17 protein-coding genes, 1 pseudogene and 1 riboswitch are annotated in these 18,823 nt (G+C 70.9%); of the genes and pseudogenes, 11 read left to right on the top strand and 7 right to left on the bottom strand.

The window, feature by feature from the left end; all coding sequences use genetic code 11:
- The first annotated feature begins 316 nt into the window (after positions 1-316).
- Both ACWDXC_RS40360 and mgrA read left to right on the top strand, forming a co-directional pair.
- Complete coding sequence (locus tag ACWDXC_RS40360; protein WP_449991458.1) at positions 317-2,368, top strand: S9 family peptidase; 2,052 nt, start codon at positions 317-319, stop codon at positions 2,366-2,368.
- Entirely contained in the window at positions 2,365-3,363 is a 999-nt protein-coding gene (mgrA, locus tag ACWDXC_RS40355; RefSeq protein WP_449991455.1) for an L-glyceraldehyde 3-phosphate reductase, read from the top strand. The genes ACWDXC_RS40360 and mgrA overlap by 4 nt, the downstream gene beginning before the upstream one ends.
- On the opposite strand, the gene ACWDXC_RS40350 is transcribed toward mgrA, so the two are convergent.
- Positions 3,332-5,707 (bottom strand): lysylphosphatidylglycerol synthase transmembrane domain-containing protein, encoded by a 2,376-nt coding sequence (locus tag ACWDXC_RS40350; protein WP_219506440.1) that lies wholly within the window; start codon positions 5,705-5,707, stop codon positions 3,332-3,334. The two genes, mgrA and ACWDXC_RS40350, sit on opposite strands and share 32 nt — an antisense overlap.
- A 195-nt stretch (positions 5,708-5,902) precedes the next feature.
- Here ACWDXC_RS40350 and ACWDXC_RS40345 point away from each other — a divergent pair, with 195 nt between their 5' ends.
- Entirely contained in the window at positions 5,903-7,927 is a 2,025-nt protein-coding gene (locus tag ACWDXC_RS40345) for a molybdopterin-containing oxidoreductase family protein (protein ID WP_449991452.1), read from the top strand.
- Here ACWDXC_RS40345 and ACWDXC_RS40340 read toward each other — a convergent pair.
- A complete protein-coding gene (locus tag ACWDXC_RS40340; RefSeq protein ID WP_449991449.1) occupies positions 7,905-8,675 on the bottom strand; it encodes an alpha/beta hydrolase in 771 nt (256 codons plus the stop codon). The genes ACWDXC_RS40345 and ACWDXC_RS40340 overlap by 23 nt on opposite strands.
- 68 nt (positions 8,676-8,743) lie before the next feature.
- On the opposite strand from ACWDXC_RS40340, the gene ACWDXC_RS40335 reads away from it, so the two are divergent.
- Complete coding sequence (locus tag ACWDXC_RS40335) at positions 8,744-9,286, top strand: PadR family transcriptional regulator (protein WP_219506445.1); 543 nt, start codon at positions 8,744-8,746, stop codon at positions 9,284-9,286.
- Here ACWDXC_RS40335 and ACWDXC_RS40330 read toward each other — a convergent pair.
- Positions 9,265-9,663 (bottom strand): GNAT family N-acetyltransferase, encoded by a 399-nt coding sequence (locus tag ACWDXC_RS40330; RefSeq protein WP_449991470.1) that lies wholly within the window; start codon positions 9,661-9,663, stop codon positions 9,265-9,267. The two genes, ACWDXC_RS40335 and ACWDXC_RS40330, sit on opposite strands and share 22 nt — an antisense overlap.
- Positions 9,664-9,777: 114 nt before the next feature.
- Positions 9,778-10,182: pseudogene (locus tag ACWDXC_RS40325) on the bottom strand (GNAT family N-acetyltransferase); the annotation flags it as partial.
- A gap of 76 nt (positions 10,183-10,258) precedes the next feature.
- Between ACWDXC_RS40325 and ACWDXC_RS40320 the strand changes: the two are divergent.
- Positions 10,259-10,708: a hypothetical protein gene (locus ACWDXC_RS40320; RefSeq protein WP_219506484.1), complete on the top strand. Its 450-nt coding sequence runs from the start codon at positions 10,259-10,261 to the stop codon at positions 10,706-10,708.
- Here the strand turns inward: ACWDXC_RS40320 and ACWDXC_RS40315 are convergent.
- The 3 genes from ACWDXC_RS40315 to ACWDXC_RS40305 all read right to left on the bottom strand — a co-directional run bounded on the left by ACWDXC_RS40315 (position 10,697) and on the right by ACWDXC_RS40305 (position 12,358).
- Positions 10,697-11,065, bottom strand: a complete 369-nt coding sequence (locus ACWDXC_RS40315) for a VOC family protein (protein ID WP_449991445.1) — start codon at positions 11,063-11,065, stop codon at positions 10,697-10,699. The genes ACWDXC_RS40320 and ACWDXC_RS40315 overlap by 12 nt on opposite strands.
- A 59-nt stretch (positions 11,066-11,124) precedes the next feature.
- Positions 11,125-11,445: a DMT family transporter gene (locus ACWDXC_RS40310; protein WP_219506487.1), complete on the bottom strand. Its 321-nt coding sequence runs from the start codon at positions 11,443-11,445 to the stop codon at positions 11,125-11,127.
- Between the two features lie 33 nt (positions 11,446-11,478).
- Positions 11,479-11,542, bottom strand: a riboswitch (guanidine-III (ykkC-III) riboswitch).
- A gap of 18 nt (positions 11,543-11,560) precedes the next feature.
- The gene (locus ACWDXC_RS40305) at positions 11,561-12,358 is read right to left on the bottom strand and encodes a class I SAM-dependent methyltransferase (protein WP_449991441.1); all 798 of its coding nucleotides are present in this window, start codon (positions 12,356-12,358) and stop codon (positions 11,561-11,563) included.
- A gap of 103 nt (positions 12,359-12,461) precedes the next feature.
- Between ACWDXC_RS40305 and ACWDXC_RS40300 the strand changes: the two genes are divergently transcribed.
- The 6 genes from ACWDXC_RS40300 (at position 12,462) to ACWDXC_RS40275 (ending at position 18,793) form a co-directional block, all read left to right on the top strand.
- Positions 12,462-14,267, top strand: a complete 1,806-nt coding sequence (locus ACWDXC_RS40300) for an acyl-CoA dehydrogenase (protein ID WP_375075399.1) — start codon at positions 12,462-12,464, stop codon at positions 14,265-14,267.
- Between the two features lie 102 nt (positions 14,268-14,369).
- Positions 14,370-15,380 (top strand): ABC transporter substrate-binding protein, encoded by a 1,011-nt coding sequence (locus ACWDXC_RS40295; protein ID WP_449991438.1) that lies wholly within the window; start codon positions 14,370-14,372, stop codon positions 15,378-15,380.
- Positions 15,377-16,189, top strand: a complete 813-nt coding sequence (locus ACWDXC_RS40290; RefSeq protein ID WP_449991435.1) for an ABC transporter ATP-binding protein — start codon at positions 15,377-15,379, stop codon at positions 16,187-16,189. The genes ACWDXC_RS40295 and ACWDXC_RS40290 overlap by 4 nt, the downstream gene beginning before the upstream one ends.
- Entirely contained in the window at positions 16,186-16,941 is a 756-nt protein-coding gene (locus ACWDXC_RS40285) for an ABC transporter permease (protein ID WP_308125803.1), read from the top strand. The genes ACWDXC_RS40290 and ACWDXC_RS40285 overlap by 4 nt, the downstream gene beginning before the upstream one ends.
- Positions 16,938-18,275, top strand: coding sequence for an LLM class flavin-dependent oxidoreductase (locus tag ACWDXC_RS40280; protein ID WP_449991431.1), 1,338 nt, complete (start codon positions 16,938-16,940; stop codon positions 18,273-18,275). Before ACWDXC_RS40285 ends, ACWDXC_RS40280 begins: the two co-directional genes overlap by 4 nt.
- On the top strand, positions 18,272-18,793 hold the full coding sequence (locus ACWDXC_RS40275) for an NADPH-dependent FMN reductase (protein WP_449991429.1): 522 nt from the start codon (positions 18,272-18,274) through the stop codon (positions 18,791-18,793). Before ACWDXC_RS40280 ends, ACWDXC_RS40275 begins: the two co-directional genes overlap by 4 nt.
- Positions 18,794-18,823: the final 30 nt, after the last annotated feature.

Raw genomic sequence — 18,823 nt, 5'->3', positions numbered from 1 at the left:
GAAACGGACGCTTGCTCCCCAGTCCTGCGAGAGGCGCTCATTTCGTTGTGTCTTAATTCTTTCAGCCGTTCAAGTCTCTGTCAAATTGACCGGACCTGCTCGACCTGCTGGAATTTCGACGCCCCGCTAACTTACCAGCTTGCGAGGAGTGCCTTCGCCAGCCGCACAGCCCATACCGAAATCACCTGAGTGAGGAGGTTGGGTTGCGCCGCACCGCGTCGGCTTCTAAAGATTAGCAGCGCCCAAGACCGTTCGTGCCGTGTTGCCTGCGCCGCCAGGCCACAAATCGATCACGGCCGACCATAGACTCCCCCACGTGAGCAGAGGCAACACGCCCCCTGTGGCGAAGAAGGTTCCGGCTGAGCGCACCCATCACGGCGACACCGTGATCGACGAGTACGCCTGGCTTACCGACAAAGACGATCCGGAGACGATCGCCTACCTGGAGGCGGAGAACGCCTTTCTCAAGGAGGAGACCGCCCATCTGACCGAGCTCCAGGAGCAGGTCTTCCAGGAGATCAAGGGCCGCACGCAGGAGACCGACCTGTCGGTGCCGAGCCGCAAGGGCGGCTGGTGGTACTTCTCCCGCACCGAGGAGGGCAAGCAGTACGCCACCTCCTGCCGCGTCCCCGCCGACGGCGACACGCCGCCGGAGATCACGCCGGGCGAGCGCCTCGACCGCGAGCAGGTCATCCTCGACGGCAACGAGCTGGCCGGCGACAGCCCGTTCTTCTCCGTCGGCACCAGCTCCGTCTCGCCCGACGGCACGATGCTGGCCTACTCCACCGACTTCAAGGGCGACGAGCGTTTCACGCTGCGGTTCAAGAACCTGGCGACGGGCGAGCTGCTCGAGGACGAGATCACCGACATCTTCTACGGCGGCGCCTGGTCGGCCGACGGGTCGGCGTTCTTCTACACGCGGGTCGACGACGCCTGGCGGCCCTACCAGGTCTACCGGCACACGCTCGGCACCAGCGAGGACGTGCTCGTCTACGAGGAGACCGACGAGCGGTTCTGGGTCGGCATCGGGCTGACCCGCAGCGAGCGCTACCTGGTGCTCGGCGCGGGCAGCAAGATCACGAGCGAGGTGCGCATCCTCGACGCCGCCGACCCGGCAGGCGAGTTCAGGCTGGTGCGGCCCCGCAAGACCGGCGTCGAGTACGGCATCGAGCACGCGGGCGACTTCTTCTACGTGCTCCACAACGAGAACGCGCGCAACTTCGAGCTGGCCACCGCGCCGCTCGACGACCCCGGCGTCTGGACGCCGGTGATCGAGCACCGGGAGGACACCCGGCTGCTGGAGATCGACGCGTTCGCGGGCCACGCCGTCGTGCACTTCCGCCGTGACGGCCTGACCGGGCTGCGGGTGCTGCCCGAGGGCGAAGCCCCGTACGAGATCGACTTTCCGGAGCCGCTCTACGACGTCGGGCCGGCCGGGAACCCGGAGTTCGTGACGAACCGGCTGCGCCTGGCCTACACCAGCATGGTGACGCCGGCCAGCGTCTACGACTACGACCTGGCCACGCGGGAGCTGATCCTGCTGAAGCGGCGGCCGGTGCTCGGCGGTTACGACCCCGAGGACTACGAGCAGTTCCGCGAGTGGGCCACGGCCGAGGACGGCACCGAGGTCCCGATCTCCGTCGTCAAGCGCAAGGACACGACGCTGCCGGCTCCGACGCTGCTGTACGGGTACGGCAGCTACGAGACGTCGATCGACCCGGGCTTCTCGGTGCCACGGCTGTCGCTGCTGGACCGGGGGTTCGTGTTCGCGATCGCGCACGTGCGCGGCGGCGGCGAGATGGGCCGGCGCTGGTACGAGGAGGGCAAGCTCACCAGCAAGAAGAACACGTTCACCGACTTCGTGGCCGCGGCCCGGCATCTCAAGCAGGCCGGGTGGAGCGGCCGGGTGATCGCCAGGGGCGGTTCGGCGGGCGGGCTGCTCATGGGCGCGGCGGTCAACCTGGCTCCGGAGGAGTTCGCGGGCGTGGTGGCCGAGGTGCCGTTCGTGGACGCGCTGAACACGATCCTCGACCCGTCGCTCCCGCTGACGGTGATCGAATGGGACGAGTGGGGCGACCCGCTGCACAACGCGGACGTGTACGCGTACATGAAGGGGTACACGCCGTACGAGAACGTGGACGACAGGACGTATCCGCCGATTCTCGCGATCACCAGCCTGAACGACACGCGGGTGCTCTACCACGAGCCGGCCAAGTGGGTCGCGCGGCTGCGCGCCACGGCCAAGGGCGGGCCGTTCCTGCTGAAGACGGAGATGGGCGCGGGACACGGCGGGCGCAGCGGACGGTACGACGCCTGGCGCGAGGAGGCGTTCGCGCTGTCGTGGATCATCGAAAGAGGGACAGCATGACGTACGAGGCCGACGCCGCCCGCTACGAGCGGCAGCCGTACAACCGGAGCGGGCGCAGCGGGCTGAAGCTGCCGGCGGTGTCGCTGGGGCTGTGGCACAACTTCGGTGACGACCGGCCGCTGGAGAACTCGCGGGCGATCCTGCGCCGGGCCTTCGACCTGGGCGTGACGCACTTCGACCTGGCCAACAACTACGGCGTGCCGTACGGGTCGGCGGAGCGGACGTTCGGGCGGATCTTCCGGCAGGACTTCTCCGCGTACCGGGACGAGCTGGTCATCTCCACCAAGGCCGGCTACGACATGTGGCCCGGCCCGTACGGCGAATGGGGGTCGCGCAAGTATCTGCTGGCCAGCCTGGACCAGTCGCTGGGCCGGATGGGCCTGGAGTACGTGGACGTGTTCTACAGCCACCGGCCCGATCCCGACACGCCGCTGGAGGAGACCATGGGCGCGCTGGACCGGGCGGTGCGCTCGGGCAAGGCGCTGTACGCGGGCATCTCCAACTACTCGGCGGAGCAGACCGCCCAGGCGGCCAGGATCATGCGGGAGCTGGGCACGCCGCTGCTCATCCACCAGCCGTCCTACTCGATGATCAACAGGTGGATCGAGGGCGGGCTGCTCGACACGCTGGAGGAGGCGGGCATGGGTTGCATCGTCTACTCGCCGCTGGCGCAGGGGCTGCTGACCGACCGCTACCTGAAGGGCGTGCCGGCGGACTCGCGGGCGGCGACCAGCCGGTTCCTCAGCGAGAAGCAGATCGACGTGGAGCTGGCGCGCTCGCTGGACGAGCTGGCCAGGGGGCGCGGGCAGAGCCTGGCCCAGATGGCGCTGTCGTGGACGCTGCGCGACCCGCGCGTCACGAGCGTGCTGGTCGGCGCGAGCAGCGTGCGTCAGCTGGAGGACAACGTGGCGTGCGTGGACGGCCCGGCCTTCACCGAGGACGAGCTCAAGGCGATCGACGAGATCACAGGGCCTCGTGCCGCTGCAGGTAGGTGAACGACGCCCAGCCCGGCAGCACCGGCAGCCAGAACGTGAGCAGCCGGTAGAGCAGCACGGCCGAGGTGGCCAGGGTCGGCGGCACTCCCGCGACGCTCAGCCCGGCGGTGAGTGAGATCTCGACCGCGCCCAGGCCACCCGGCGTGGGCGCGGCCGAGCCGATGGCGTTGGCGGTGAGGTAGACGACCGCGACCGTGGTGAAGTCGATCTCGCCGCGGAACGCGTGGACGCACGCGTAGAGGCAGGCCACGAAGGCGATGGTGATCATGAGGGTGCCGACGGCGCCCTCGATCATCTTGCGTGGCGTCTGCAGCACGTCGAGCAGCCGGGGCAGCACGTTGGCGAACAGCCGCTGCATCCGCCGGGTGATGAACCGGCGCACCGGCGGGATGCCGAACAGCACCACGACCAGCAGCGCCACCGACAGCAGCACCACGACCAGGCCGCGCGACGGCGTGAACGTGGTGGCGGTGTTGGAGCCGGTGATGTAGGCGAACAGCAGCAGCAGGCCGATGTGGAAGACCATCATGACGAGCTGCGATGCGCCCACGCTGGCCACGGCCAGCGCCGGGACGATGCCGCGCTTCTGCAGGTAGCGGGTGTTGATCGCGACGCCGCCGACGGCCGCGGGCGCGACGAGCTTGACGAACGAGGCGGCGAACTGCACCAGCACCGTGCGCCACAGCGGCAGGTGCTCGGGCACGAAGCCGCGCAGCATCAGCGCGGCGGCCACGAAGCTGACGAACGAGGCGAGCAGCGCCAGGCCGGTCCAGGCCCAGTTGGCGGTGGTGACGACCTGCACCACGTCGACCCGGCTGAGCTGGGACAGCACGATGTAGGCGGCGAACGTGCTGGCGATGATCGTGACGAGCGTGCGCGGCCGGAAGCGCTCCAGCCGGATCTCCTCCGGCTTGCTCTGCGGCTTGAGCGCGACGATCTGCTCGCGGATCGCGGTGAGCAGGTGCTTGTCCTTCTTCAGCGCGGCGCGGGTCTCGCGGGTGAGCGCGATGCGCTGGAGCAGCGGCATGGCGGTGGCCAGCGCGTCGGAGCCCATGACGGCGCTGGCGGCCCTGACGGACCGCTCGGCGCCGACGCGCAGCGCCAGATAGGTGAGGAGCTGGGCGATGTCGAGGCGCAGCAGCAGGTCGCCGGCGGCGATCTCGCCGCTGCGGGCGTCGGTGAGCACGACGCGGCCGGCCCGGTCGAGGTGGATGCCGTCGCCGGTCAGCCTGCGGTGGGCGAGGCGCTGGATCTGCAGCAGCGAGACCTGCTCCCAGATCTGGGCGAGGACGTCGTCGCTGATCTCCTCGTCGGGCACCTCGTCGAGCGGCCGGGTGTCGAGGTGCTCGTAGACGAGCAGCGCGGCCTCGGTGCCGATCTCGCTGGTGCCGAGCAGGCGGGGCGTGCTGGCCCCGGCGGCCTGGGCGGCGTAGGCCATGAGCGCCTCGCGCTCCAGCTCGGCGCGCAGCGACCTGATGGCCTTGCGCCGGGTCTCGGAGTTGAGGCGGATGCGCCGCCACAGCCGGTACGGCAGGCCGGCCACCTGGCGGTCGCGGTCGAGCACGGTGACGTCGAGGCTCGCGCCGTCGGCCAGCCCGACGGCGTAGCGGCGGCTGCCCTGGTGGTCGTCCTCGATGCGGCGGGCCGACACCGGGGAGAACGAGAGCCTGCGCAGCGTGGCCACGACGGCGTTGCCGGGCGGCCTGGTGTTGGGGCTGCCGATCCCGTACAGGGTGGCGTAGCCCATCGCCATGCCGACCAGGACGGTGACGATGGCGCCGGGCAGGGTGATCTGGCCGCCGGAGTAGAGCGCCAGGATGTCGAGGCCGATCACGGTCCACACGAGCGCCCGCCAGGTGGGGCGGCGGGAGATGCGGACGGCGGTGGCGTAGGCGGTGACGGAGGTGAGCAGCGTGTTGAGCGGCTCGATGGGCCGGCCGCCGGTGAGCAGCCTGCCGAGGTCGTCGACGTTGCCGCCGACCAGCCACTGGCCGAGCAGGAACGAGCCGACCATGCCGACGATGGCGGCGATGAGCCCTTCGGCGACGCGCAGGCCGTCGCGGTGGAAGACGCGTTCGACGGCGAAGGCGACGGGCACGATGAGGACGGCCGCGCCGCCGACGAAGGTCGCGACGCGGCTGAGCAGCGGCACCAGGGCGGTGCCCTCGCTGACGTCGCGTTCGAGGCCGCTGAGCGTCTGCTTGGCCACCAGCGCGAGCAGGATCACCGCGCCGAGCGTGAGCAGCGTGGCGAACAGCCGCAGCAGGTCGGAGGGCCTGCGCAGGCGCTGGGGCAGGAGCGGCTCGACGACGTAGACGTCCGCGTCAGCGCGCGCTTCGCCCACGGCTGGATCCCCTTCCGAGAGGTCCTCCGCGTCTTCGCTTTCTCTGATTTCGGCCACCGACAGTGATTCTGCACCTTTCCGGGCGCATCGTACGATCTGTGAGCCCCGTGTCGGTGGAGCTCCAACCCTTCACCTTGATTTCTACCGTGAACTCCCCCTGACCGCGCCGCAGGGGCTCCACATAAGCTGTGACGCATGTCGGGCGAACTGAAGGTGCTGGGAGCGTGTCCGCTTGACTGCCCGGACACCTGCTCCTGGGTGGTCACCGTGCGGGACGGCGAAGCGGTCAAGATGCGCGGCAACCCCGACCATCCCTATACGCGCGGCGCGCTGTGCGTGAAGGTCAACCGCTACCTGGAGCAGACGCGGGCGCCCGACCGCATCCTCCACCCGCTGCGCCGCACCGGCCCCAAGGGGTCCGGGCAGTTCGAGCGCATCTCCTGGGAGGAGGCGCTGGAGGAGATCTCCGTACGGCTGCGCGGCATCGTCGAGGAGCACGGCGGCGAGGCGATCTGGCCCTACCAGGGCACGGGCACGCTGGGCTACCTCCAGGGCTGCGAGGGCGTGGCCGGCCGCCGGTTCTGGAACATGCTGGGCGCCTCGCGGCACTGGCTCAACATCTGCTCGGCGGCGGGCACCTCCGGTCTCCGGCTGACCAACGGCACGGCCGGCGGCATGGACCCGGAGAACTTCGCGCAGTCCCGGCTGATCCTGCTGTGGGGCACGAACACGCTCACCAGCGGTCACCACCTGTGGAAGTTCGTGCAGGACGCGCGGGCCGAGGGCGCGCACGTGGTGGCGATCGACCCGATCCGCACCAGGACCGCCGACCAGGCCGACCAGCATCTGGCGATCCGGCCGGGCACCGACGCGGCGCTCGCGCTGGGCCTGCTGAACGTGGTGCTGGCCGAGGGCGCGCAGGACGAGGACTTCCTGGCCCGGCACACCGACGGCTGGGAGAGCTTCCGCGCCGAGATCCTGAAATATCCGGTCGAGACGGCGGCGGAGATCACCGGCATCCCGGCCGCCGACATCCACAGCCTGGGGGTGAGGCTCGCCCACACCCGGCCCACCGCGATCCGCGCCACCATGGGCATCCAGCGCCACGAGGGCGGCGGCACCGCGATGCGCACGATCGCCGCGATCCCCGCCGTGACCGGCGACTGGCGGCATCCGGGCGGCGGCGTCGCCTACTCGACCAGCGACCACGTGCACGTCAACATCGACACGCGCGACGACCTGCTGGCCAAGCCGGTGCGCACGCTCACCATGACCCGGCTGGCCTCCGAGCTGGCCGACCCCGACTCGGTCAAGTGCCTGTGGGTCTACGGCGCGAACCCGGTCGGCTCGACCTCCGACAGCAACCGGATCAGGCGGGGGCTGATGCGCGACGACCTGTTCACGGTCGTCATGGAGCAGTTCCCGACCGACACGGTCGACTACGCCGACATCGTGCTCCCCGCGACGATGCAGACCGAGCACATGGACCTGCACGCCGGCTACGGCCACCTCTACCTCCTGTGGAACGAGCCCGCGACCCCGCCGCCGGGCGAGTGCCTGTCGACGACCGAGACCTTCCGCCGGCTGGCGGCGCACATGGGGATGACCGAGCCGTCCCTGTTCGACACGGATCTGGAGCTGGCCGAGAACCTGCTGTCCAGCGGGCACTCCTCGCTTGAGGGCATCACCGTCGACAGGCTGCGCAAGGAGGGCTGGGTGCGGATGAACTACCCCGATCCCTTCACGCCGCACGCCGACGGCTTCCCGACCCGGTCCGGCCGGCTGCGGTTCCCGCCGCCGGGCAAGGCGTACGTGCCGTCGCTGTCGGCGCGCACGGCGGGGCGCGGCCCGTACCCGCTGACGCTGATCACGCCGGCCCCGCACACGTTCCTCAACACCACCTTCGGCAACAACCCGGAGCTGCGGCGGCGGGCCAAGGAGCCGGTCGTGCTGGTCAACCCGGCCGACGCGCGGGCGCGCAGGCTGAGCGACGGGCAGCGGGTGCGGGTGCACAACGCCGGCGGCGGCTTCCTGGCCGACGTCGAGATCAGCGACCGGGTGGCGCCCGGCGTGGTGGCCTCGCCCAAGGGCCGCTGGCCCAAGCTCAGCCCGGGCGGCGCCAACCCCAACACGGTCGTCGCCGAGCGTGACGCCGACCTGGGCAGGGGTGCGGTCTACCACGACAACCTGGTGGAGCTCAGCCCTTGTGCCGGTCCATGAACGCCACGACCCGGTCGATGACCTCGGTGGCGTAGGGGCCGCGGAACAGATCGGAGGCGTGCGCGCTCTCGCCCTTGATGACGTGGATCTGCCGGTCGGGGGCGCGGGTGGCGGCGTCGTGCGCGGTCTGCAGGTCGTCGGCGCCGCCGTAGCTGTCGTGCTCGGTGCCGATCTGGAGCAGCGGAACCTTCAGCTTCGCGGCCTCGGCGGCGTCGATCGCGCCTGACAGGGCGATCACCCCGGCGGCCTTGTCCCCCAGCTCCAGCGCGGCGGTCGCCGAGACGGTGGCGCCGATCGAGCCGCCCGCCAGGAAGACCCGCTCGACGCCCTTCTCCTTGGCCAGCCGCCTGGCCATCGCCAGCGCGGTGTCCTCGGGCAGGTCGACGGACTTGCGCGCGTACAGCAGGACGCGGTAGCCGTCGGCGACGAGCCGGTCGGACAGCGGGCGCCAGGAGCACACGTTGCCGCGCCGCTCGTAGGTGATGACGACGCCGACCTCGCCCTTGCCGGTGATGACGCCGGGCATGTCGTCGCCGTAGGTGAAGATCTTGCCGTCGTCGCGGGTGTAGCAGCCGCTCACGTTGGGGCCCTTCGCCTTGGCCTTCGTCGGCGTGGGCGTCGGCGTGGGCGTGGGGGTCGGGGTGGCGCTGGGGGGTGGTGACGGGCTGGGGGCGGCCGAGGTGCTGACCGCGCCTCCGCAAGCGGTCAGCACCAGTACGAGTCCCAACGAGCCGACTATCGCGCGCATGGCCGCCCCTTTCTCTGAGACTATGTCAGAAGTGACATAGTTGCCAGGAACAATACTCTGGACGCACCATGACCTCAACGCTGGGATTCGCGATCCTCGCCGTGCTGGCCCGCGGCGAGCGCACCGGGTACGACATCGCCCAGGCGATGCGCCGGCCGGTGGCCTACTTCTGGACGGCCAGGCACAGCCAGATCCATACCGAGCTGCAGAAACTGCTGGCCGAAGGGCTGGTCGCGTACGAGACGCAGGCGGGGCCCGGGCCGCAGGACAAGAAGATCTACCGGCTGACCGGCGCGGGCACGGCGGCGCTGCGCGAGTGGGTGACCGAGCCGCCGCGCGAGCGGCCGGAGCGCGACGAGCTGGTGCTCAAGACCTACACGGCCTGGCTCGCCGAGCCGGAGGCGCTGCGGCGGCTCTTCGCCGACCAGCTCGCCCGCCACGAGGCCAGACTGGCCGACTACGAGCGCGAGGAGGAGCTGTTCGGCGGGCCGCCGCCGGTCGGCGACCCGCGCTTCGGCAACTACGCGACGCTGCGGTGCGGGCTCGGCTACGAGCGGCACCGGGCCGACTGGTGCAGGTGGATGCTGGCTCAGCTCAGCGCGAGCTTGTAGCCCTCGTGCGAGGCGGTGAAGCCGAGCGAGTCGTAGAAGCGGTGCGCGTCGGCGCGGGACTTGTCGGAGGTGAGCTGCACCATGGCGCAGCCCCGGGCGCGGGCCCGGTCGATGCCCCACTGGATCATCCTGCGGCCCAGCCCCTCGCCCCGGCTGGAGGCGGCGACCCGGACGGCCTCGATCTGGCACCGCTCGGCGCCCAGCCGCGACAGCCCGGCCAGGTAGGTGAGCTGCATGGTGCCGATCACCTTGCCGTCGCGCTCGGCGACGATCAGCTCGTCGTACGGGTCGGCGTCGATGCGGTCGAAGGCGGCCAGGTAGCGCTCGTCGGACGGGTCGCCCTCGCGGGCGGCTCCGAGCGGGTCGTCGGCCAGCATCGCCACGATCGCGGGCACGTCGTCCCGGCGGGCCCGGCGGAAGAGCAGGGACAGGACATAGTGGGACTCGGGGATGTCGGGGTTGGACGGCAGGCCCATCTTCTTGCCGCTGGGGGTGAACCCCTTGCTCGCGTACAGCGCCCTGGCCGCCGTGTTGTGGTCGACGCACCACAGCTCGACCTCGTCCACGCCGGCCTCCCTGGCGTGCGCGACGGCCGCGTCGACCAGCCGTGAGGCGACCCCGCGGCCCCTGGCCTCCGGCGCGACCCACATCGACAGCAGGTGCGCCCGGCCCTCCTCGACCCGCACGCACACCAGCCCGGCGTCGCCGCCGTCGATGACGGCCACCCGCCACCACGACCCTGACAGCCGCTCAGCCCACGTCTCGGCGGTGAACGCGCTCTCCCGCTCGTAGGAGGACCCGAACGCGTCAGGCGCCTCCTGGAGCGCGCGCAGGCGGATCGCCTTCAGCCGCTCCCACTCCTCGGCGCCGAACTGCTCAATCGTGACATCTCGCATGAACTGCATCATGTCAGGGACTGGTCAGGGTCCATCCCCGATGTGGGCAGGGGGCGGCCGGAGGCACGCTGAGGACATGAACGAAATCACCCGACGTGATGAAGTCTCGCTGTCCGCCGCCGCCCTGCGCGGCGCTCCGTGGAAGGCCGCCGCCATCGGCGGTGGCGCCGTCGCCGCGACCAGTTTCGGGGTCGGGCTGCTCGGCGGCGGCGGCGACATGGTGTGGGCGCTGGGGCTGGGCATCAGCCTGTTCGCGCTGATCGCGGCCGTGGGCGCGGTGTCCAAGCCCGAGGAGGGCGACCGGGTGACCCGGCAGGCGCGCGTGTGGGGCCTGCGCCACCCGTGGAAGTTCGCGCTGCTGCCGGCCGGCATCACCGCGGTGCTCGACTACCCGGTGCAGCTCGTGCTCGACGGGGAGGGAGTGTTCGGCTCGGCGGTGCACGCCGGCTGGCACGGACTGCTCGTCTACGTGATCGCCGCCGTGCTCACGCTCACCATGCAGGGCCGGGCGCGCTCAGCTCGCTGAGGCGGCCCGCTCGGCCTCGCTCCGGCAGACGCAGAACTCGTTGCCCTCGGGATCGCGCATGGTGACCCAGCCGGTGCCGTTCTCGTCGCGCCGGTCGTCGTAGATGGTGGCGCCGAGGCCGAGCAGGCGCTCGACCTCCTGGTCGCGGGTGCGGCCCTCGGTGCCGTTGACGTCCAGGTGCAGCCGGTTCTTCACGGACTTGCCCTCCGGCACCCGGATGAACAGCAGGAACGGGTCGTGCTTGGTGCGCAGCATCACCTCATCGTCGCCCGGCATGTCGCCGTCGCCGAGCGGGAGGCCCGTGGCCTTGCTCCACCAGGTGGCGAGCTCGTACGGGTCGGCGCAGTCAATGGTCACAGCGTGAATCTCGATCATCCGGCCACTCAATCGCGACACCGGCAATCGAGTCAAGCCGGTTAGTGCGCGCCGGCCAGGTTGAGCCCGACGACCCCGGCCAGGATGAGCCCGATGGAGATCAGGCGGATCGCCGAGACGTCGTCGCCCATGGCCAGCATGCCGAGCACCGCCGTGCCGACCGCGCCGATGCCGGTCCACACGGCGTACGCGGTGCCGACCTCGAGGGACTTGAGGGCGTACGCGAGCATGCCGAAGCTCAGGAGCGCGGTGAGCAGGAAGGAGACGGACCACCACACGTGGGTGAAACCGTTGCTGAGCTTGAGCGACAGGGCCATCGCGACTTCGGCGACGCCGGCGAGAACGAGGATGATCCAGGCCATCGTGGCATGACTCCTTCAGCGGGACTGCAGTGTCATGCGTCGTCTTTACCTACCGGGTACGGCGCGTCTCGTCCGGGAGCTGTGCTCACAACACGGAACGCCCCCCGGGCCGCGATCATTCCCACCAGATCGTGACCCAGCGGTCGCGGGGCATCGGCCACATCCCCATCTCCTGCGCCGTGCGCGCCACCTCGTCGGCACGCGCCGGGTCGAGGCAGATGCGGTGGCAGGCGCTGGCGGCCAGCTCCTCCAGGGAGCTGAATCGTTCCAGCGGGGCCTCGCGCTCCTCCACGCGCACCGCGAAGCCCAGCGCGGCGGCCAGCGCCACGCAGTCCTCGGCGACGGGCCGCACGGGACGGTCGACGCCGTGGAAGTGCTGCCAGAGCGGCGCCAGCCAGCTCATGGGATGGCGGTGCGGCAGCTCCAGCACCACGCGGCGGCGGGTGCGCGAGTCCAGCGCGAACAGGAACGGCGCCAGGTCGGGAACGTTGTAGACCACGTGCGCGGCCACCGACACGTCGACCTCGGGCACCTCGTCCGCCACGTCCGGCCAGCGGCCCGCGATCGCGGTGGTGCGCACGCCCAGCTTGTCGGCGCGGGCCGAGAGCTCGTCGAGCATCTCGGGCGAGCTGTCGACGGCGTAGAGGTGGCCGATGCGCTCGCGCAGCGGCAGCGACGAGGCGCCCGGTCCCGAGCCGACGTCCAGCAGCGTGCCGCCCTCGGGCAGCGCCTGCCGCACGCGCGTCATGGTGGGCCCGTCGTCGGACTCGGCGAGCGCTCTGTCGGTGCGGCTGGTGAACCGGCCCACCGGATAGCCCCACGGATCGACCGGGGCCGCGGCCAGGATCTCCGGCGGAATGGCCCAGGATTCCAGGCGCTCTCGCCATCTCGCGGCGAGTTCTTCGGCATCCACGGAGATGAGCATGCCACGCATATCCGTGGTTACCGGCGGGTAGCATTGCTAGTAAGGTTACTCACCGGTAGATGAAGGACTCGGTTCAAGGAGAGCTGCACCCATGGGCCACTACAAGAGCAACGTGCGTGACCTGGAGTTCAACCTTTTCGAGGTGTTCGGGCGACGCGAGATCCTCGGCAGGGGCCCGTACGCGGACGTGGACGAGGACACGGCCCGCAGCATCCTGGATGAGGCCGAGCGGCTGGCGACGGGCGTCCTGGCCGACTCGTTCGAGGAGGGCGACCGCAACCCGCCCGTCTTCGACGCCGCCACCGGGTCCGTCACCATCCCCGACGGCTTCAAGAAGTCGTTCAAGACGCTGGTCGACGGCGGCTGGGCGCACCTCGACCTGCCCACCGACCTGGGCGGCCCCGGCATCCCGCGGAGCCTGGCATGGGCCACCGCCGAGATGGTCCTGGGCGCCAACCCGGCGCTGTACATGTACGCGGCGGGCCCCAACTTCGCCTACACGCTGTGGAAGGTCGGCACCCCGGAGCAGAAGCGCTTCGCCGAGCTGGCCATCGAGCGCAACTGGGGCGCCACCATGGTGCTGACCGAGCCCGACGCCGGCTCCGACGTGGGCGCCGGCCGCGCCAAGGCGATCAAGCAGGACGACGGCACCTGGCACATCGAGGGCGTCAAGCGCTTCATCACCAGCGCCGAGCACGACATGGCCGAGAACATCTTCCACCTGGTCCTGGCCCGCCCCGAGGGCCACGGTCCCGGCACCAAGGGCCTGTCGATGTTCCTGGTGCCCAAGTTCCACGTGAACCTGGAGACCGGCGAGCTCGGCGAGCGCAACGGCGCGTACGTGACCAACGTCGAGAAGAAGATGGGCCTGAAGGTCTCCACGACCTGCGAGCTCACCTTCGGCGACAAGCACCCGGCGGTCGGCTGGCTGGTCGGCGACGTGCACGAGGGCATCAAGCAGATGTTCATGGTCATCGAGCACGCCCGCATGATGGTCGGCACCAAGGCCATCGCCACCCTGTCCACCGGCTACCTGAACGCGCTGGAGTACGCCAAGCAGCGCTTCCAGGGCGCCGATCTGACCAAGATGGCCGACAAGACCGCCCCGCGCGTGACCGTGGTCAACCACCCGGACGTGCGGCGCGAGCTGATGCTGCAGAAGGCGTACGCCGAGGGCATGCGGGCGCTGGTGCTCTACACGGCGACCTTCCAGGACGCCATCCAGATCGACCCCGACGACCGGCACGCGCACGCGATGAACGACCTGCTGCTGCCGCTGGTCAAGGGCGTCGGCTCGGAGCGCTCGTACGAACTGCTGGCGCGCTCGCTGCAGACGCTGGGCGGCTCCGGCTACCTCCAGGACTACCCGATCGAGCAGTACATCCGGGACGCGAAGATCGACTCCCTGTACGAGGGCACGACCGCGATCCAGGGCCTGGACCTGTTCTTCCGCAAGATCCTGCGCAACCAGGGCGCGGCCGTGGGCGCGCTGCTGACCGAGATCAACGAGTTCGCCGCCTCCGAGGCGGGCAACGGCCGGCTGAAGGAGGAGCGCAAGCTGCTCGCCGAGGCCGCCGCCGAGGTCAAGGCCATGGGCGACACGATGGCCGGCTGGGCGCTCGGGTCGCTGGAGAAGCCGGAGGAGGTCTACCGCGTCGGGCTCAACACCACCCGGTTCCTGCTCTCGCTGGGCGACCTGGTGATCGGCTGGCTGCTGCTGCGCCAGGCCGAGGTGGCGCTGGCCCGCCTGGCGGACGGCGACGACCCCTTCTACCAGGGCAAGGTCGCGGCGGCGTCGTTCTTCGCCACGACCGTGCTGCCCCGCCTGGCCGCCGAGCGCCGCACGCTCGACGCCACTGGTCAGGAGCTCATGGAGCTGCCCGAAGAGGCCTTCTGACGAACGCGCCGGCCCGATGGCCGGCGCGTTCTTCGCACCATTTCCCTATTAAACCTGTAGGAAATGTTGACTTAGTGGCGGCGGACGCCTAGGTTCGGCGGCATGAGAGTGGGCCGTTTCAGACATGCCGTTGCCGCAACCACGCTGCTGCTGGCCACCGCAGCCTGTGGGACGAGCCAGGCCGGATCCGTCCAGAAGGAGCTGCGCTACCAGGGCAGCGTCGGCGCGGTCACCTTCCCCGAACTGGCCGAGGAGCTGGGCTACCTCGGCGACATCAAGCTGAAGTGGGTCGGCAACACCACCTCCGGGCCGCAGGACATCCAGTCCGCCGCCACCGGCCAGACCGACTTCGGCGGCGCCTTCAACGGCGCCATCGTCAAGCTCCGGGCCGCCCGGGCCCCCATCAAGGCCGTGATCGGTTACTACGGCGCGGACGAGAAGTCGTTCAGCGGCTACTACGTGCCCGAGGACAGCCCGATCAGGACCGCGCGCGACCTCATCGGCAAGAAGATCGGCGTCAACACGCTCGGCGCGCACCACGAGGCCGTGATCAAGGAGTATCTGACCCGGGCCGGGCTCACCCCCGCCGAGATCGAGCGCGTCCAGCTCGTCGTCGTCCCGCCGGTCAACACCGAGCAGGCGCTGCGCCAGGGACAGCTCGACGTCGGCACCCTCGGCGGCATCCTCAAGGACAAGGCGCTGGAGCGCGGCGGGCTGCGGCCGCTGTTCACCGACACCGGGCTGTTCGGGCCGTTCACCGCCGGCTCGGTCGTCTTCCGCGAGGCGTTCATCGCCGACAACCCCGAGGTCGTCCGCACGTTCGTGACCGGCTTCGCCAAGGCCGTGCACTGGGCCCAGACCCGCCCCCGCGAGGAGGTGGTCGCCACGTTCGAGCAGATCATCAACCGCCGCGGCCGCAACGAGGACCCGAGCACCGTGCGCTACTGGAAGAGCTCGGGCATCGCCGGCCCCGGCGGGGTGATCGCCGCCAAGGAGTTCCAGACCTGGATCGACTGGCTGGAGCGCTCCGGCGACATCAGGCCCGGCCAGGTCGAGGCCGGCGACGTCTTCACCAACGCGTTCAACCCCTACGCCGGCCGGAGCGCCTCATGACGACACTGAGCGAGACCGCCGTCCGCACCAAGATCGGCATCCGGGGCGTGGGCCGGACGTTCACGGTCCGGGGCGAGCCGTTCACCGCGCTGGCGGACATCGACCTGGACGTGCGCGAAGGAGAGTTCCTGACACTGGTCGGGCCGAGCGGCTGCGGCAAGTCCACACTCCTCGACCTGATCGCCGGGCTGGCCACGCCGAGCAGCGGCGAGATCCTCATCGACGGCGCCCCCGTCACCGGCCCCGGCCTCGACCGGGGCGTGGTCTTCCAGCAGTACGCGCTGTTCCCGTGGCGGTCGGCCCGGGCCAACGTCGAGTTCGGGCTGGAGGCCAAGGGCGTGCCCCGCCGCGAGCGCGCCGGGCGGGCCAGGCACTACCTGGACCTGGTCGGCCTGGCCGGGTTCGAGGACCGCTACCCGCACGAGCTGTCGGGCGGCATGCGCCAGCGGGTCGCCATCGCGCGCAGCCTCGCCTTCGACCCCGACGTGCTGCTCATGGACGAGCCGTTCGCCGCCCTGGACGCCCAGACGCGCGAGTCGCTGCAGGGCGAGCTGCTGGACGTGTGGCGCAAGACCGGCAAGACGATCGTGTTCATCACCCACGGCATCGACGAGGCCGTCTACCTGGGCCAGCGGGTCGCCGTCATGACCTCCAGGCCCGGGCGGATCAAGGAGGTCGTCGAGGTGTCGTTCGACTCGCGCGAGGGCGACCTGCGGGCGGACCCGGAGTTCGGCGCGTACCGGCACCACGTCTGGAGCCTGCTGCGCGCCGAGGTGGCGGCGGCCCAGGAGCAGGAGCGGGCCTCGTGAGCGCCGTCCGGCGGGCCGCCGCCCGGTCGGCGGCCGTCCTGCTGCTCCTGGCGGCCTGGGAGGGGCTGCCCCGGCTGGGCGTTGTCGACCCGGTCTTCGTGCCGCCGCTCTCGGTCAACCTCCAGGCCGGATACGACCTGCTGCTCGGCGGTCAACTGCCCGAGCACGTACGGGCGTCGCTGGTGCGCTCGCTGTCGGGGTTCGGCCTGGCCATCCTGCTGGCCATCCCGCTCGGGCTGCTGATCGGCTGGTACCGGCCGGTGGCCGACACGCTGGTGCCGCTGCTGGAGGTGTTCCGCAACACCTCTGCGGTCGCGCTGCTGCCCGTCTTCACGCTGATCCTCGGCATCGGCGAGACCACGAAGATCACCTTCGTGCTGTACGCCTGCTCCTGGCCGATCCTGCTCAACACCATCAGCGGGGTGCGGGCGGTCGAGCCGTTGCTGGTCAAGTCGGCCAGGTCGATGGGCGTCGGCCCGGTCCGGCTGTTCCAGAAGGTGATCCTGCCCGCCGCCGTGCCCGCCGTCTTCACCGGCATCCGGCTGGCCGGGGCGTACGCGATCCTCGTCCTGCTCTTCGCCGAGATGGTCGGCGCCAAGGCGGGGCTCGGCTACCTGATCCAGGACGCCCAGTTCAGCTTCCGCATCCCCGACATGTACGCCGGAATCATCACGATCTCCCTGCTCGGCCTGCTGTTCAACCTGCTGCTGGTCAGCGTCGAGCGCCGCTTCAGCACCTGGAGGACCACATGAGCAGACAGCTACGCCTCAACGCCTTCCTCATGGGCGTCGGCCACCACGAGGCCGCCTGGCGGCACCCGCTGACCGAGCCCGCCCGCCTGGCCGACGTCCGCCACTACCAGGAGCTGGCCAGGATCGCCGAGGCGGGCAAGCTGGACTCCGTCTTCCTGGCCGACGGGGTGGCGCTGCAGGCCGACGTCCGGCACAACGCGCTCGGCGGGCTCGAACCGCTGACCCTGCTGTCCGCGCTCGCCGCCGTGACCGACCACGTCGGGCTGATCGCGACCGTCTCGACGACCTACAACGAGCCGTTCCACGTCGCCCGCAAGTTCGCCTCGCTCGACCACATCAGCGGCGGCCGGGCCGGCTGGAACATCGTCACCTCCGCCGGCGAGGCCGAGGCGCGCAACTTCGGCATCGAGCGGCCCGCGCACGCCGACCGCTACGCCCGCGCCACCGAGTTCCTGGACGTGGTCACCAAGCTCTGGGACAGCTGGGAGGACGACGCCGTCGTGGCCGACCGGGCGGGCGGCGTCTACGCCGACACCGGCAAGATCCACGCGATCGAGCACGCCGGCGAGCGGTTCTCCGTACGCGGCCCGCTGAACACCCAGCGGCCGCCGCAGGGGCATCCGCTGCTCGTCCAGGCGGGCTCGTCGGAGGACGGCAAGGAGTTCGCCGCCCGCTACGCCGAGGCCGTGTTCACCGCCCAGCAGACGCTGGAGGAGGGCCGGGCGTTCTACCGCGACCTCAAGAGCCGCCTGACCCGCCACGGCCGGCAGCCCGGCGACCTGCTCGTCCTGCCCGGGATCTCGCCCGTCATCGGCTCCACCGAGAGCGAGGCCCGCCACCTGGAACGCGAGCTGGACGAGCTCATCATCCCCGCCTACGGGCTGGCCCAGCTCTCCACGCTCGTCGGCATCGAGCTGGACCACGACGCGCTCGACCGGCCGCTGCCCGACGTGGGCGTCGACACCGAGGGCGCGCAGAGCCGCCGCAAGCTCGTCGTGGACCTGGCCAGGCGCGACAACCTCACCGTGCGGCAGCTCATCGCCCGGCTGGCCGGCGGCCGGGGGCACCGGGTGGTGGCCGGGGCGCCCGAGCAGATCGCCGACCAGATCCAGGAGTGGTTCGAGGGCGGCGCGGCCGACGGGTTCAACATCATGCCGCCGCTCCTGCCCAGCGGGCTGCACGACTTCGTCGACCACGTCGTGCCGGAGCTGCGCGTCAGGGGGCTGTTCCGGCACGAGTACGAGGGCCGTACGCTGCGCGAGAACTACGGCCTGAGCAGGCCGGGCTCCCGCTACGCCGCTGATCGGGCCGCTGACCTGGTGGTGGCCGGATGAGCCTCGTCACGCTGGTCGGCAACCCGCGCGAGGGCTCCAGGACGCTCGCGGCGGCCGTCGAGGCCGCCGAAGCCGTCGGGCGGCGGATCGGGCACGACGGGCCGCCCGAGGTCGTGGACCTGTCGGCGCTCGGGCCGCACCTGCTCGCCGCCACCCCGTCGGCCGCCGTGGAGGTGGCCGTGGAGCTGGTCACCGGGGCGCGCGTGCTGGTGGTGGCCAGCCCCACCTACAAGGGCACCTACACCGGGCTGCTCAAGTCCTTCCTGGACCGGCTGCCTCCCGCCGCGCTGCGCGGGACCGCGGCGCTGCCCCTGCTGGTCATGGGCGACGCGGCGCACTCCCTGGCCGTCGAGGTGCACCTGCGGCCGCTGCTGGTGGAGCTCGGCGCCGTCGTGCCCACGCCCGGCCTGGCGCTGCTGGAGTCGCGGCTGCCGCAGCTCGGCGAGGTGCTCGCCGATTGGGCCGACCGGGTCGCGCCCCAGGTCGCGGCGGTGCTCAGGCAGGAGGTGGCGTCCTGAGGGTGTGATCCGCGTTACCCGGGTATGACC

The sequence above is a fragment of the Nonomuraea sp. NPDC003214 genome (assembly GCF_053590035.1).
Note: the sequence above shows the minus strand (reverse complement) of the source record. Positions and strands in the feature narration are given on the sequence as shown.